We start from the raw sequence: 14677 nt of genomic DNA, 5'->3' as shown, positions 1-14677 counted from the left end.
GAACGCACCCGGGTGATCGCCTCCGCCGCTGCCTCACCCGACCGTGATGGTCATCCTGAGCGCCCCTAGACCTTGATGCGCGTCATCTTCGGGTCGTACAGGGGCGCCATATGGACGCTGGCGGGCAAGCGTTCCGTCGCCACTTCCAGCTCGTAGGTCCCCGACAGCACGAAGTCGCGGTCCACACCGTCCGGATGGCGCACATAGCCGTAGCCGATGGGCTTGCCCACGGTGTGGCCGAAGCCGCCGCTGGTCAGCCAGCCGCAGCGCTGGCCGTCGCGGTAGATCGTCTCGCGGCCCAACAGCACCACATCCGGATCGTCCACCGTGAAGCCGGCGAGGCGCTTGGTCACCCCCTCGGCCTTCTGTTTCTCCACCGCCGGGCGGCCCTTGAAGGGGATGTCGGTCTTCAGCTTCAGGGCGAAGGCCAGGCCGGCCTCGATGGGCGTGTGGTCGGGGCCGATGTCCGAACCCCAGGCGCGGTAGCCCTTCTCCAGGCGCAGGGTCTCGATGGCGCGATAGCCGGCCGGACGCAGGCCCATCGGGGCGCCCGCCGCCATGAGGGCTTCGTAGACGTTGACGGCGTATTCCGCCGGCAGGTGCAGTTCCCACCCCAGTTCACCGACGTAGGTGACCCGCAGGGCCAGCACGGGGCACCCGGCGATGCCGATCCGCTTGGCGGTGCCGAACGGCAGGGCGTCGTTGGACACGTCGTCGCGGGTGACGACGGACAGGATATCGCGCGCCGTCGGCCCCATCAGCGACAGCACGGCGTTGGCCGAGGTGATGTCCACCAGTTGGGCGTTGGCCCCGGCCGGGATGTTGCGCCGGATCCAGTCGAAATCATGGGTGGCGAAGCCGGTGCCGGTGACGATGTAGAACTCGTCCTCGCCGGTGCGGGCCACGGTCAGGTCGCATTCAATGCCGCCCTTGTCGTTGAGCATCTGCGTGTAGGTCAGGCCGCCCACCGGCTTCGAGACGTCGTTGGCGCAGATCCAGTCCAGCGCGGCGGCGGCATCCGGCCCCTTCAGGACGAACTTGGCGAACGAGGTCTGGTCGAACAGCACGGCGGCCTCGCGGCAGGCCACGTGCTCCCGCCCCACGGCGGTGAACCAGTTGGGCCGGCCGAAGCTGTAGACGTCGCGCGGCTCCTCTCCGGTCGACAGGTCGGCGAACCAGTTCGGCCGCTCCCACCCCAGCTTTTCGCCAAAGCACGCCCCGGCCGCCGTCAGGTGGCCATACAGCGGCGAGCGCCGGCACGGGCGGCCGCTGTCGTGCTCCTCCGACGGCCAGGCGATGGTGTAGTGCTTGCCATAGGCTTCCAGGGTGCGCGAGCGCACCCAGTCCGTATCGAAGTGGGGCCGCCCGAAGCGGCGGATGTCCACCGGCCACAGGTCGTAGGGCGGCTCGCCGGCCGCGATCCACTCGGCCAGGGCCATGCCGGCCCCACCCCCGGCGGCGATGCCGAAGGCGTTGAACCCGGCGCCCACATAGAAGTTCCGCAACTCCGGCGCCTCGCCCAGGATGAAGTTGCCGTCCGGGGTGAAGCTTTCCGGCCCGTTGATGAGCTCCTTGATGCCGGCGTTCTGCAACGCCGGCACGCGGCCCAGGGCCAGTTCCATCAGCGGCTCGAAGTGCTCGAAGTCCGAATTGAGCAGGCTGAAGTGGAAGCCCTCCGGGATGCCGTCCACCGCCCAGGGCAGCGGGTTGCGCTCGTAGCCGCCCATGACGAGGCCGCCGACCTCCTCCTTGTAGTAGGTCAGCCGGTCCGGATCGCGCAGGGTGGGCAGGCCGCGATGCACGCCCTCGATCTGCTCGGTCACGAGATACTGGTGCTGCACCGGCACCAGCGGCACGTTCACGCCCACCGTGGCGGCCAGGGCGCGGGTCCACTGCCCGGCGCAGCAGACGACGATCTCGCATTCAATGAAGCCTTCGGTGGTCTCCAGGCCCGTGATGCGGCCGGTCTCGACCACGATGCGATTGACGCCCACATCCTCAAGGATTTTCACCCCGGCCATGCGCGCGCCCTTGGCCAGCGCCTGCGTGATGTCGGAGGGGTTGGCCTGCCCATCGGTGGGCAGGTAGGCAGCGCCGACCACGTCGTCCCCCTGCATCAGCGGCCACAGGTCCTTCGCCTCGGCCGGGGTCAACAGGTGCATCTCCAGCCCGAACGAGCGCGCCGTGGTGGCCTGCCGGCGCACCTCGGTCCAGCGCTCCTGGTTGCAGGCCAGACGCAGGCCGCCGTTCATCTTCCAGCCGGTGCCCAGGCCGGTCTCGGCCTCAAGCCGATCGTACAGCGCGACGGACTCGCCCAGAAGCTGGGTGATGTTGGCATTGGAGCGCAACTGCCCCACCAGCCCGGCCGCATGAAAGGTGCTGCCCGAGGTCAGCTTGTGGCGCTCCAGCAGGACGGTGTCCGTCCAGCCCAGCTTGCCCAGATGGTACGCCGTGGAACAGCCCACGATGCCACCGCCGATGACGACCGCCTTGGCGGTGGAAGGAAGCTTCGCCATGCCCCGCTAGCCCCAGTTCTGGTTGAAGGCGTCCAGCGCGGCATCGAACCGCGCCAGGTTCTCGGCCGTGTAGGCCGCGTAGTCGATGTCCAAGTCGGAATGCAGTTCCGAAATCATGCTCCACATGGCCTCGCGCAGCAGCGAGGCGCACTTCATCGCGTGGAAGCGTCGGCGCAGGTCGTCCGTCGGCGTGCGCTCGAAATAGGCTTCCAGCAGTCCCTCCTCCTGATTCGGCGCGAGCTGGTTGTTGGAGGCCAGCCCGCCCAGATCGAACAGCGGCGAGTTGAAGCCGCCGTAGTCCCAGTCGATCAGCCACAGCCGTTCGCCGTCGTCGATCAGGTTGCCGGGCAGAAGATCGTTATGGCCGTAGACCATCTCGACCGGCCCGACGATGCCCTCCAGCCGCGCCGCCGTAGCCATCAGGGCGGGCAGACGCGCCAGATGGGCGCTGTGGCCGTCGCGCAGGCTCCAGGCGTAATCGCGCACCGAGTGGAACACCCAGAACACCAGCGCCGGGCCGCGCAGCACCTTCGGGATCTCTCGGTGGCAGCGCTGGATGAGGGGCACGATCCGCGCCAGCATGGCGGGGTCGCGCACGGCCTCCTCGGTCAGCGTGGTGCCGTCGATGTGCGCCAGCACCAGTGCCCCCGGCTCGTGATGAACCACCGGCGGCGAGATCCCCACGGCCTCGGCGGCGCGGCTGGCGGCCAGTTCGTTGAAGCGCAACACCTGATGCACGGGGATGTCGTCGCCGATGCGCACCACGTAGCGCGTGCCCCCGTCCTCGACCACGAAGTTGGCGTTGGTCATGCCGCCGCCCAGCGGCTGCGGGTCCACCGGGCCGCTCCAGAAGGCCAGGCCGGCGGCCTTGGTGCGCGGGTCCGTTGCCATGAGCGTTCCTCCCCTCCCCCTTTTCGCGCGCGTCCGGGTTCAGCCGGCCAGCCCGAGCCGGCGGCGCGCCCGCTGGGCGCCCGCCGCGATCAGGCGGTCGGCGATGATGGCGATGGCGGCCACGCCCAGCCCGGCGACGATGCCGCGCCCGGTGTCGGCCTTGGTCAGGGCGATGTAGACTTCCTGGCCCAGGTCGCGGGTGCCCACCAGCGCGGTGATGACCAGCATGGACAGGGCCAGCATGATCGTCTGGTTGATGCCCAGCATGATGTCGGGCAGGGCCAGCGGCAGCCGGATGCGAGTCAGGAGCTGCCAGCGGGTACAGCCGGCGGCGATGCCGGCCTCGATCAACTGCGGGCTGATGGCCTGGATGCCGTGGGCCGTGTAGCGCACCGCCGGCGCCAGCGCGTACAGCACGACGGCGATCATCGCCGCGAAGTCGCCGACCCGGAACAGCATCACGACCGGGATCAGATAGACGAAGCTGGGCAGCGTCTGCAGGGTGTCGATCACCGCGGCAATCACCCGGCCCATGCGGCTGCCGGTGGTCGCCAGGATGCCCAGGGGGATGCCGATCAGCCCCGCGATGGCCACCGACACACCGCACAGGTAGACCGTTGTCATGGCGTCGTCCCACAGCCCGTTGACGGCCAGGAACCCGCTCAGCCCGAAGCACAGCAGCGCCAGCCGCCAGCCGCCCAGTTGCCAGCCGGCCAGGGTCACCAGCCCGATGACCCAGGGCCAGGGCAGGCCCAGCAGCACCCGCTTCACCGGAATCAGGATATTGAGCAGCATGAAGGTCTTCACGGCCTCAAGCTGGTCGAAATACCGGACGTTGATGGTCTCCACGACATCCGACCAGAACCGGCCCGTGGTCAGGGTCAGGCCGTCCGGGTAGCTCTGCACCGCCGGCATCACCAGCCCCAGCAGGGCCGTGCCCAGGATCACCAGCGCCACCGTCAGCGACCAGGGGTGGCGGCGGACGAACGGCAGGTGCTGTGACGCATGGGTCGGGGAAGGCCGGTTGGCGAACGCCTGGCTGAGGCGGTCGAGCGCGATGGCCAGCACCACGATGGCAAGCCCGGCCTCCAGACCCGCGCCGATATCCAGCCGGCGCAGCGCCGACAGCACGTCGAAGCCCAGGCCGCCGGCACCGATCATGGACGCGATGATGACCATGTTCAGCGACAGCATGATGACCTGATTGACGCCCACCATCAGCGACGGCATGGCCGACGGGACGAGCACCTTCCACAGTTGCTGGCTCGGCGTGCATCCGGCCATGACCGCGAATCCTCGGATCTCGGCCGGCACGCCGCGCAGGGCCAGCGTGGTGATCCGCACCATGGGCGGCATGGCATAGATGACGGTGGCGATCAGCGCGGCCACCGGGCCGAAGCCGAACAGGAACAGGATCGGCACCAGATAGGCGAAGATGGGCACCGTCTGCATCAGGTCCAGCACCGGGCGCAGCACCGCATCCACCGCCCGCCAGCGCCACCCGGCGATGCCCAGCACAAGCCCCCCGGCCACGCCGATGGGCACGGCGATCGTGATCGAGGCCAGCGTCACCATGGCGCTGTCCCACTGGCCGAACACCGCCAGATAGAGGAAACACGCACCGACGAACGCGGCCAGAGTCCAGCTTCGGGCGTAGTGCCCCATGGCGACCACGGCGGCGATCACCGCGATCCAGCTCAGGGGCGGCGCGACCTGCTCGGCGCCCTCGCCCTGGCCCCGGGTCAGGCCGGATTGCAGCAGGGCGCGGGCGAAGTCGTAGGGTTGCTCCACCAGCCAGGCCATACCGCGGGTGATGTCGGTGAAGGCGACCGGGCCGAAGCGCACGTCCTCCACCAGCCACGCCATGAAGGCGGAGACCTCGGCCTTGAGCGGGATGCGCAGTTCGGACGGCACCTTCATCAGCCAGCGGGCATCCCAGGCGCGCGACAGGTCCTTGGCGTGCTCCGCCAGGATGACCGAGGCCACGATCAGGCCCAGCCAGAGCAGGGCCGTCCAGGGCACCGCGACCGGCTGCCCGCGCCGGATCATCGCGGCCCCTCGCCGCCGCGCACCGGGCGGCCGATCAGGATGTCGACGACCGTGCGGCCGTCGATGTGGCCCACCACGGTCTCGTCGTCGTCCACGACGGCGAAGGGCTGGCCGGCGGCCTCCACCTGGTCCGCCACCTCGGCCACGCGGGCGCGGGCGGACAGGGCGCCCGCCACGGCCCCCGGCGCCGGTCCCGGCGTCATGGCCGAGGCCAGGGTCACCACCTTGCCCCGGGGAATATGGCGGGTGAACTCGGCCACGTACTCTGTGGCCGGCTCCAGCACGAGCCGTTCCGGCGTGGCGATCTGGATGATCTCGCCGTCCTTCATGATGGCGATGTGATCGGCCAGCCGGATCGCCTCTTCCACGTCGTGGGTGATGAAGACGATGGTCTTGTGCAGCATGGTTTGCAGGCGCAGGAACTCGTCCTGCATCTCGCGCCGGATCAGGGGATCGAGGGCGGAGAACGGCTCGTCCAGGAACCAGACCTCGGGTTCCACCACCAGCGAGCGGGCGATGCCCACCCGCTGCTGCTGGCCGCCGGACAACTCACGCGGGAAGTAGTGCTCGCGGCCGCGCAGACCCACCAGGGTGATGGACTCGCGCGCCCGCTCCTCGCGCGCCCCGGGCGGCACGCCCTGGACGCGCAGGGGGAACGCCACGTTCTCCAGCACGGACAGATGCGGCAGCAAGGCGAAGTGCTGGAACACCATGCCCATCTTGTGCCGCCGGATCTCGATCATCTCGCGGCGGCTGGCGCGCAACAGATCCTGGCCGTCGAACAGCACCTGCCCGCCGGTGGGCTCGATCAGGCGCGACAGGCAGCGCACCAGCGTGGACTTGCCCGAGCCGGACAGGCCCATGATGACGAAGATCTCGCCCCGCCGGACCTCCAGGCTGGCGTCCTGCACCGCGCCGATCAGGCCGGCTTCGCGCAGGGCCTCGGCCGGGGGATGGCCGTCGTGGGCGTCGAGCACACGCCGGGCGCCGTCGCCGAACACCTTCCAGACGTTCCGGCACGTCAGGGTCACGGGAGGGTCTTGCATCGCTGTCTCGACAGGGAAAGGGGAATGATCAACGGAAGCGGCGCCCGCCACCCGGAGCACCTCCCCCCGGCCGGGGGGAGGCAGGGAGGGGGGCGTTGCATCGCGCAACCACGGTCGCGCTTGGCGCCTCAACCCCACCCCACCCCTCCCCTATCCAGGGGAGGGAGCTCGCGGGCATGCGTCGCTAGGGTCACGCTCTCCCGGGTGCGCCAGGTCCCCTACTCGACGATCCAGGCCGACCAAGTGGCCTCGTTGTCCGCCATCCACTGGGCGACCACGTCCTCGGTGGACTGGCCGTCCAGGTCCACGGCCGAGATCATCGCGCCCATGGCGTCGTTGGAGATCGTGAAGTTCTTGATCGTCTCGTAGGCGCCGGGCCAGGTGTCCTTGACGCCGGACCACGCCACCTTCCAGATCGGGCCGGTCGGCTTGCCGCAGTCATAGGCCATGTCCGGGTTCGAGCCCCAGGACGGATCGTCGTAGCATTCCTTGGTGTACTCGGGGAACTCGATCCACTCGCCGTCGAACTTCAGCGGCGCCCAGTGCGGGGCGTAGACCCACATCAGGATCGGGGCCTTGCGCTGATAGGCGCTCTCCAGTTCGGCGAACAGGGCGGCATCGGTGCCGGCGTGAACCACCTCGTAGTCCAGCTCCAGGGCCTCCACCCGCTCCTCGTCGAAGCCGCCCCAGGTCACGGGCGCGCCCAGATAGCGGCCGTTGGGCATGGTTTCGGGGACAGCGAAGACCTCGGCGCAGTCATTCAGCGCCTGCCAGTCGGGCAGACCCGGGCACAGCTCCTTGACGTAGCTGGGATACCACCACTCCTCGATGGCGATCATGCCGGTCTCGCCGAGGTTCTCCACCGTGCCGGTGGCGGTGGCCTCATCCATGGCCTCGCGGCCCGTGGTCTCCCAGATCTCCATCGCCACGTGCAGGTCGCCCGTCTTCAGGCCGGCGAACTGGGCCAAGTAGTCGGCCTGCACATATTCGATGTTGTACCCCGCCTCCTGCAGCACCGAGCCCATGATCCGGGTCGTGATGTGCTGCCCGGTCCAGTCGTGCAGGGTGAGCTTGATGGGATCGTCCGACCCAGCCGCCCAGGCGGCCGGGGCTGCGGCCACGCCGAGACCCAGCGCGAGGGCGGTGGTGGCGCCCAGCATCCTCTTGAGTGTCATCCCCTGTTCCTTTCGGCTGCCGCGCGAGACGCGGATTCGCTTCGTTTTTCTGCCTGTTGCCGAGGCATATCCTTGGCCCGACCGTTTCATTTCGAAAGCTGACGCGCCGCCTGTCAACCGTGAATTTGGCTTTTTGTGGGTTTTGTGTGTTTTTTTGTTGCCTTGCACCCGCACCGCGCCCAAACATTGGGCATGGATGCGTTGGGTCGCCGCCTGCCGGGACCGTGATCGGGACGACGATGGAGCCATGCTCGCCTCACACCGCGAATCGGAAATCCTGGATGCCCTGAAGGTCGAGGGATCGTGCCGGATCCAGGACCTCGCCCAGCGCCTGGGCGTGACCGAGGAAACCATCCGCCGCAACGTGAAGAAGCTGGCGGCGCAGGGACTCGTCCGCCGGCTGCACGGCGGCGTGTCGCTGACCGAGCCGGTGCAGGAGCCCAGCTTCGCTCACCGCATGAGCGAGAACACCGCCGCCAAGGTGCGCATCGCGCGCCGCCTCGCGGGCCTGATCCGCAACGGCGACTCGATGATCCTGGATATCGGCTCCACCACCGCGTATGTGGCGCGCGCGCTGCGCGCCCACCGGAACCTGATGGTGGTGACGAACTCGCTGGCCGTGGCCCAGACGCTGGCCTGCCGCAACGACAACCGCGTGTTCCTGGCCGGCGGCGAGTTGCGGGCGCACGACGGCGGCGCCTTCGGGCGCGAGGCCCACGACTATCTGCGGCAGTTCCGGGTGGATCACGCCGTGCTGTCGGTCGCGGCCATCGACGCCGTCGAGGGATTCCTGCTGTTCGACATGCAGGAGGCGGAGTTCTCGCGCGCCGTGATCGCGCGGGCCGGGCGCGCCATCGTCGCCGCCGACGCCACCAAGTTCGGCCGCACGGCGCCGATCCGGATCGCCGACCCGGATGTCTTCCACACCCTGGTGACGGACGCGCCGCCGCCGCCCGACATCGCCGCCATGCTGAACGGCGCCGGCGTGTCCACGGTGATCGCCGACGACGGACCGCCCCCCCTCCCGTTTCCGCCGGATGAAGGCCTCCCGCTTTGACCCCACCCCTGTCCCCGGACGCCCGCCGCGCCCTGCTCACCCGCGCCGCCGCCATCGCCGACGAGGCCGGCCGCATCGCCGCCCGCGCCTTCCGCACCGGCCTGGACGTGGAGGCCAAAGCCGATGCCTCGCCGGTCACTATGGCGGATCGCGAGACCGAGCGCGCCCTGCGCGCCGCCCTGCGGGACGCCCTGCCCGAGGCCGGGCTGCTGGGGGAGGAATACGGCGCCGCGGACCTTGACCGTCCGCTGGTGTGGGTGGTCGATCCCATCGACGGCACCAAGTCGTTCATTTCCGGCATGCCCCTGTTCGGCACGCTGGTCGGGCTGCTGGAGCACGGCACGCCGGTCGCCGGCGTGATCCACATGCCGGCGCTGGGCGAGACCTTCGCGGGCGGCGCGGGACTGGGGGCGTGGCTCAACGACCGGCCGGTAAGCTGCCGGCCGACCCGGGCCCTGGCCGAGGCCTTCGTCTGCTGCAACGACCTGGGCGGGCTGATCCGGGCGGAACCCGAGGCCGCGCGGCGCCTGCTGGACGCCCCGCGCATCCTGCGGCCGACCGGGGATTGCTATCCCTACGGCCAGCTCGCCGCCGGCTGGGTGGACGCGGTCGTGGATTTCGGCCTGCAGCCCTATGACTACCTGCCCGTCGTGGGCGTCGTGGAGGGCGCCGGCGGCGTCATCACGGACTGGCGGGGGCACCCTTTGACCCGGCAGTCCGATGGCCGGGTGGTCGCGGCGGCCACACCGGATCTGCACGCGGCGTTGCTGCGGGTGCTGGAGGCGGCGTGATCGAGGGGCGCGCGGCCGCGCCTACCGATCCATCACAATCCGGTTCGCGGGCAGCCAGAGGGTGACACAGGTGCCCTCGCGCGGCCGGCTGTCCAGACGGAGATCGCCGCCCAGGAGCTGCATGACCTGGATGCTGATGTGCAGCCCCAGCCCGGTGCCCTGGTGTCGCCGCGCATGCTGGCTCTCGATCATCTCGAACGGATTCAGGGCCTTGCCGATCTCCTCGCGGGCCATGCCGATCCCCCGGTCGATGATGCGGATATCGAGCCCGTCGTGGGGGTCGTGGTCGGTGTGAAAGGCGGCCTCGAACCGGATCGGCCGGTCTTCCGCGTTGAACTTGATCGCGTTCGACAGGATGTTGTTGAAGACCTGGGCCAGCGCCCGGTCGTCACCCAGAATCCGCAGCCCGTCGGGGCAGGACACCTGCACCAGATCGCGGTCGGCCACACGTCCCAGAACCGATGTCTGCACGACCGATCGGTCCATCAGCGTGCGCAGGTCCAGCGCCTCGTCGCGCAGGTCGTACTTGCCCGCCTCGATCTTGGACAGGTCCAGCACGTCGTTGACCAGACTGACCAGCAGGGCGCCGCTGTCCTCGATCCCCTGCACGTACTCCCGGTATCGGTCGGAGCCGAGCGGACCGAACGCCTCGGTCCGCATGATCTCCGAGAAGCCCATGATGGCGTTGAGCGGGGTGCGCAGATCGTGGCTCATGGCGGCCAGGAACTCGGACTTGCTGCGGTTCGCCCGTTCCGCCGCCGCCTTGGCGGTCAGGATCTCGGCCTCCGCCTGCTTGCGCGGCGTGATGTCGCGCAGGAACACGAACAGCCGCCCGCCCGACACGGGCGAATAGCTGATGCTGAGTTCCACGTCGATCACGGTGCCATGGGCGGTCCGGTGACGGGTCTCGAACACATCGCTGCCCCGGTCGATCAGCGTTTCGACCCGTGCGGCGACCGCCGCGGCGTCGGAATCCGCATCCACGTCGAAGTCCTGCGGCCGGGAGCCGAGCACGTCCTCGCGCGCGAACCCGGTCATGCGCAGGTAGGCCGTATTCACCTCCAGGATGCGCGCCGACAAATCCGTGATCCAGAAGCCGTCATGCGCGCTTTCGATCACCGACCGATAGACCGCCTCGCGCTCGCGCAGTTGCTCCGCGGCCCGGTAGCGCTCGCTCACGTCCCGCAGCGAAACCAGGGACAGCCGGTCCTGATCGGAGCGCAGAGGCGAGACGCGCATCTCCACGATTCGGTCCGCGCCCTGGCCGCCGGGAATGACGATCTCGATGGGGTCCGTTGTGCGGATCGGCGCAGAGAACGCGCCCCCCTCCAGCGGCCGGCCCTCGCGCTCGAACAGGACTCTCGCCTGCTGGTTGGCGTAGATCACCGTGCCCGCCTGATCGATCAGCAGCACGCCCTCGGCCAGATTGTCCAACGCCAGGGTGGACAGCGTGATGTCATCCATTGCCATGTCCGGTCGCGGATGCGTCTGACGGGTCGTCATAGGGCGGGCCGAGGTGACCGCGCACGGCGTCGAGATCGCGCAGATCGCCGACGATGCGGACGCGGGGATCGTCGGTGCGCATCAGGGTCGGGGTCGCGAGCACCCGCGCCAATTCGGCGGCGGCCGGGTCGTCGCGCACGTCCACCACATCGACAGGGCCCAGGCGCCGCGCGTTCTGGATCGCCCGGCGCATGGTTTCCGTCTGCCCCAGCACGAACAGACGGAGCCCGGCGCCCAACCCGGCACCGCCGCCGGATCCCGCAATCGGCGCCGCGTCGCTCAATGCCCGCCCCGCGCGGCGCTGACCGTGGCCTCGCCCTGATCCATGTCGGAAATCCGTGTCTGCAGCGATTCGATTTCCTCCCGAATGGCCTCCAGAGCCTTGTCGCGTTCGATGACGATTTCGTTGACCTTGGCGTCAAAGGAGCCGGGCAGCACCTCCAGGTCCCGACGCAGACGGCTCAGGCGCGCCGTCATGTTCGCCTTCTCGCGGCGTTCCTGATCCTCCCGGATCACCTTGGCCGTCCCGAACACGAAGGTGCCCGCGCCGACATACGGGTCCTCGATCCGGATGCCGTCGCCGGTGATCTGAAACTCCTTGATCTGCTGGGACGTGCGAGCGCCCCGGCCCTTCAGGATCCGGATCAGGCGCACGTATTCGCTTGACTCGCGGGCCAGTTCCAGCCGGACCCAGGTGTCGAGCATGGACGACAGCCCGAGCGAACTGACCATGTCCGACGCATCGGACAGCAGTTCCGACATCACGATCATGACCCCGCGGCTCTTGCAGGCATCGATCAGCCGCAGGACCATGCTCTTGACCGCCATCAGCGAATCCAGATCGGCGAGCGAGGTGATCGCATCCACGATGAGGGCATCCGGCTGCTCGCGCTCCACCATGCGCGTGATGCGGATCAGGTGTTCTTCCAGACTGCAATCGACCGATCGGGCCCGCCGGAACCGCAGCCGATCACTGGCAAGATGCGGCGCGAGGTCGATCCCGCACCCGGCGAAATCGTGGATCAGTTCCGATTCGTCCTGCTCCAGCGTCAGATAGACGACCGACGCCCCGCCCTCGCTCAGACCGTGGGCCAACTGGCCAAGAAGCGTGGTCTTGCCGGTCCCCGACGATCCCGAGACCAGCAGCGACGCACCCTTGTACAGTCCGCCCCCCAGCAGCTCGTCAAGGCGCCCGTGGCCCGTGCTGACCATGCCGTCGCGCGAGCGGTGATGACCCTGACCCTGTGTGGGCGGCATCAGGGTGGGGCCCGCCTCATCGATCATGAAGGGATATTCGTTGGTGCCGTGCCCGGCCCCGCGCATCTTGGTGACGCGCAGGGTTCGGGTCATCAGCCGCGCCTCGACGGTCTGGCGCAGTTCGATCACCGCATCGACGGCATAATCCACCATGGTGACCCGCGTCGCCGGCACGTCGGCGGCGGAGATCACGGTGGTGATGCCGGATTCGCGCAGCAGACGCAGCAGGCCCAGGGTCTGCGGGCCGGCGGCGCCGTCCGCGTCGAACGCATAGGCGAGCCTGTTCAGATCGTCGATCCCGAGCCGAGCACCGGGCGGGATCGCGCCACCCACGGCCAGGGCCGCGTCGAGGCGGACTTTCACGACCTCCAGGTCGAGCGCACCCACGACCACCTCGCCCGGCTCCGGGCGCAGGTCCACCATCTTCAGCAGACCGTCCCGCACCCAGTCGTCGGCCGGATGCCCGAGCGCCACCATGTAACCGATCAGCCGCTCCGGCGCCTCGGAACAGGTGGCGCAGACGACGCGCTCTCCGTTCCGGGCGCCCTCCGCCAGGAATTGCAGCAGCAACAGCGTCTTGCCGCATCCGGGCTGCCCCATCAGCAGGGTCGGACATCCCGCCAGGTACCCGCCCGACAGGACGTTGTCCAGGCCCGGCACGCCGGTTCCAACCTGGGTCAACCGCATCGGCCCCTCACTGGCAAGCCTGCATTCAATGATGTACTCCTTTCAAATTGTACGCTTTTCGGTTTCCCAGTATACCGCCGCGCTGGGGCCCTTATCCAGAGAAAGCGGATGCGATATCCAGAGAAAGCAGATGGGAAATGACGGCCGGTCGGGCCCCGGCGCCCGGCGTGCCTTACACGGCCACGGTCAGGGTCACCGGATGCCGCGAGAGGGACTCGCCGCCCGCGTCGGTGACCAGCGCCGACTGACCGGGACACATCGCCAGCCCCGCATCGTCGTCATACAGGATCATGTGCAGAAAGAAGACCATGCCGGACTCCAACACGACCGGATTGCCCGCGTAAAGCATGGGCCAGTCCATCCAGTTCGGGGCGAACGTGGTCCCCATGGCATAGCCGCACGCGTTCAGGCGCCCGGCGCGACGCCCCGCCGCGTCGATCACCCGGGCGTGCGCCGCGAACACGTCGCCGCAGGTGTTTCCCGGACGCATGGCGTCCAGGCAGGCGGCCATGGCCTCGGCCGTGACATCCAGCATCTCGCGATGCCCCGGCAGCGCGCGCCCGACGGGGATCGTCCGCATCATGGCCGCGTGATAATGGCGATAGACGCCCGCCCATTCCAGGGTGAGCTGGTCCTGGGCATCCAGGTGGCGCCGGCCGCTGTGATACCGGCACAGCAGGGCATCGGGGCCCGAGCCGATGACGAACTCGTTGGCCGGGTCGTCGCCCCCGCCCCGGTAGATCGCCCCATGCATGGCGGCCAGGATGTCGCCCTCGAAGGCCCCGGGCCGAATCTCGGTCAGCGCCGCATCCAGGGCATCGTCGGCCAGGTGGGCGGCGCGCCGTGTATAGGCGATCTCGGCCGGACTCTTCACCAGTCGCAGCCGCGACACCAGGTCGGAAGCGTCCTCCAGCACCGCCACACCCTCCAGCGCCGCCGCCAGCCGCTGGCCCACGGCGGCCGTCAGCCCGTAGGCATGCCATTCCACCCCCAAACGGCCATCGGCAAGGCCGTGCTCCGCCAGGATGTCCCGGAGCGCGGCCTCGGGCGTCGCGCCATCCGCGTCCGTCCACACCCGCACATCCTCGATCACCGAGGTGCGGTGGGCCTGCCGCAGGTCGGGCGCGCGGGTGAGCAGCGTCATGCGCCCGTCGGCGCGCAGCACCAGGACCTGGAAATAGACATAGCCGAAGGTGTCGAATCCGGTCAGATAGTACAGGCTCTCCTGACGGAACACGAGCAGGGCGTCCAGGCCCCGCGCGGCAACCGCCGCACAGGCCGCCTGGCGGCGCGCCGCCAGGTCCGCCGGGTCGAAGTGAAGCGCCATCACCTGATCTCCTGTCCGGTGTTCGGGGGGTGGTGATGTCACGGCGGCCGCCCGCACCGCAATGGGTGGATCCTCGACACAGGGCCGACGGCCGGGGATGCTGCCCAGGGCTCCGAATCCAGATTGGCGTTCTGTGACACGGATGGGGTCGAACCCGCCTCACGAGGTCCTTCGGTCGCCCCCGGCGACGCGTCGCGTCGCCGCAAAGGAGCGCGACCATCGGACCGATGGTCGCGGGGGCTCCTGTCTGTTTGATTTGTGGCATTGTGGAGATGCCGGGTTGCGGGGCCCCGGGTGGCCACCCGGGGCCCCGCACCGGATCGTGTGATCGTCTCAGGATGGGGTCTTTGCCCGTTGTCATCGTGATCCGCGATCCGG

General features: G+C 69.1%; 11 protein-coding genes. 2 read left to right on the top strand and 9 right to left on the bottom strand.

Annotation, left to right across the window (positions count from 1 at the left end; translation table 11 throughout):
- Positions 1–65: 65 nt before the first annotated feature.
- From GHC57_RS14310 to GHC57_RS14290, 5 genes are all read right to left on the bottom strand, one after another.
- Positions 66–2516 (bottom strand): GcvT family protein, encoded by a 2451-nt coding sequence (locus GHC57_RS14310; protein ID WP_153345432.1) that lies wholly within the window; start codon positions 2514–2516, stop codon positions 66–68.
- A 6-nt stretch (positions 2517–2522) separates the two neighbouring features.
- A complete protein-coding gene (locus tag GHC57_RS14305) occupies positions 2523–3407 on the bottom strand; it encodes a choline kinase family protein (protein ID WP_153345431.1) in 885 nt (294 codons plus the stop codon).
- Positions 3408–3446: 39 nt separating this feature from the next.
- Entirely contained in the window at positions 3447–5456 is a 2010-nt protein-coding gene (locus GHC57_RS14300) for an ABC transporter permease (RefSeq protein WP_153345430.1), read from the bottom strand.
- Positions 5453–6487, bottom strand: a complete 1035-nt coding sequence (locus GHC57_RS14295) for a quaternary amine ABC transporter ATP-binding protein (RefSeq protein ID WP_343031182.1) — start codon at positions 6485–6487, stop codon at positions 5453–5455. The genes GHC57_RS14300 and GHC57_RS14295 overlap by 4 nt, the downstream gene beginning before the upstream one ends.
- 233 nt (positions 6488–6720) lie before the next feature.
- Positions 6721–7677, bottom strand: a complete 957-nt coding sequence (locus tag GHC57_RS14290; protein WP_246152323.1) for an ABC transporter substrate-binding protein — start codon at positions 7675–7677, stop codon at positions 6721–6723.
- 247 nt (positions 7678–7924) lie between these two features.
- On the opposite strand from GHC57_RS14290, the gene GHC57_RS14285 reads away from it, so the two are divergent.
- Together GHC57_RS14285 and GHC57_RS14280 are read left to right on the top strand one after the other, a co-directional pair.
- Positions 7925–8734: a DeoR/GlpR family DNA-binding transcription regulator gene (locus GHC57_RS14285; RefSeq protein ID WP_153345426.1), complete on the top strand. Its 810-nt coding sequence runs from the start codon at positions 7925–7927 to the stop codon at positions 8732–8734.
- On the top strand, positions 8731–9525 hold the full coding sequence (locus GHC57_RS14280; RefSeq protein ID WP_153345424.1) for an inositol monophosphatase family protein: 795 nt from the start codon (positions 8731–8733) through the stop codon (positions 9523–9525). The genes GHC57_RS14285 and GHC57_RS14280 overlap by 4 nt, the downstream gene beginning before the upstream one ends.
- A gap of 21 nt (positions 9526–9546) precedes the next feature.
- Here the strand turns inward: GHC57_RS14280 and GHC57_RS14275 are convergent, their stop codons facing one another.
- From GHC57_RS14275 to GHC57_RS14260, 4 genes are all read right to left on the bottom strand, one after another.
- Positions 9547–10989 (bottom strand): PAS domain-containing sensor histidine kinase, encoded by a 1443-nt coding sequence (locus GHC57_RS14275; RefSeq protein WP_170294893.1) that lies wholly within the window; start codon positions 10987–10989, stop codon positions 9547–9549.
- On the bottom strand, positions 10982–11311 hold the full coding sequence (locus GHC57_RS14270) for a circadian clock KaiB family protein (protein ID WP_246152322.1): 330 nt from the start codon (positions 11309–11311) through the stop codon (positions 10982–10984). Before GHC57_RS14270 ends, GHC57_RS14275 begins: the two co-directional genes overlap by 8 nt.
- A complete protein-coding gene (locus GHC57_RS14265; protein WP_170294892.1) occupies positions 11308–12966 on the bottom strand; it encodes an ATPase domain-containing protein in 1659 nt (552 codons plus the stop codon). The genes GHC57_RS14270 and GHC57_RS14265 overlap by 4 nt, the downstream gene beginning before the upstream one ends.
- A gap of 178 nt (positions 12967–13144) precedes the next feature.
- Positions 13145–14299 carry a M24 family metallopeptidase gene (locus GHC57_RS14260; RefSeq protein WP_153345418.1) on the bottom strand — a complete coding sequence of 385 codons (1155 nt, stop codon included), beginning with the start codon at positions 14297–14299 and terminating at the stop codon, positions 13145–13147.
- Positions 14300–14677 lie beyond the last annotated feature (378 nt).

It is taken from the genome of Roseospira navarrensis (assembly GCF_009601025.1).
In the GTDB taxonomy this organism is placed as follows: Bacteria; Pseudomonadota; Alphaproteobacteria; order Rhodospirillales; family Rhodospirillaceae; genus Rhodospira; species Rhodospira navarrensis.
This window is presented reverse-complemented; position numbering and strand designations above follow the sequence as displayed.

Excerpts from the sequence above, each read along its gene's own strand:
- GHC57_RS14310 (WP_153345432.1), bottom strand. The coding sequence starts at position 2,516 with ATGGCGAAGCTTCCTTCCACCGCCAAGGCGGTCGTCATCGGCGGTGGC.
- GHC57_RS14305 (WP_153345431.1), bottom strand. The coding sequence starts at position 3,407 with ATGGCAACGGACCCGCGCACCAAGGCCGCCGGCCTGGCCTTCTGGAGC.
- GHC57_RS14300 (WP_153345430.1), bottom strand. The coding sequence starts at position 5,456 with ATGATCCGGCGCGGGCAGCCGGTCGCGGTGCCCTGGACGGCCCTGCTC.
- GHC57_RS14290 (WP_246152323.1), bottom strand. The coding sequence starts at position 7,677 with ATGACACTCAAGAGGATGCTGGGCGCCACCACCGCCCTCGCGCTGGGT.
- GHC57_RS14285 (WP_153345426.1), top strand. The coding sequence starts at position 7,925 with ATGCTCGCCTCACACCGCGAATCGGAAATCCTGGATGCCCTGAAGGTC.
- GHC57_RS14275 (WP_170294893.1), bottom strand. The coding sequence starts at position 10,989 with ATGGATGACATCACGCTGTCCACCCTGGCGTTGGACAATCTGGCCGAG.
- GHC57_RS14260 (WP_153345418.1), bottom strand. The coding sequence starts at position 14,299 with ATGGCGCTTCACTTCGACCCGGCGGACCTGGCGGCGCGCCGCCAGGCG.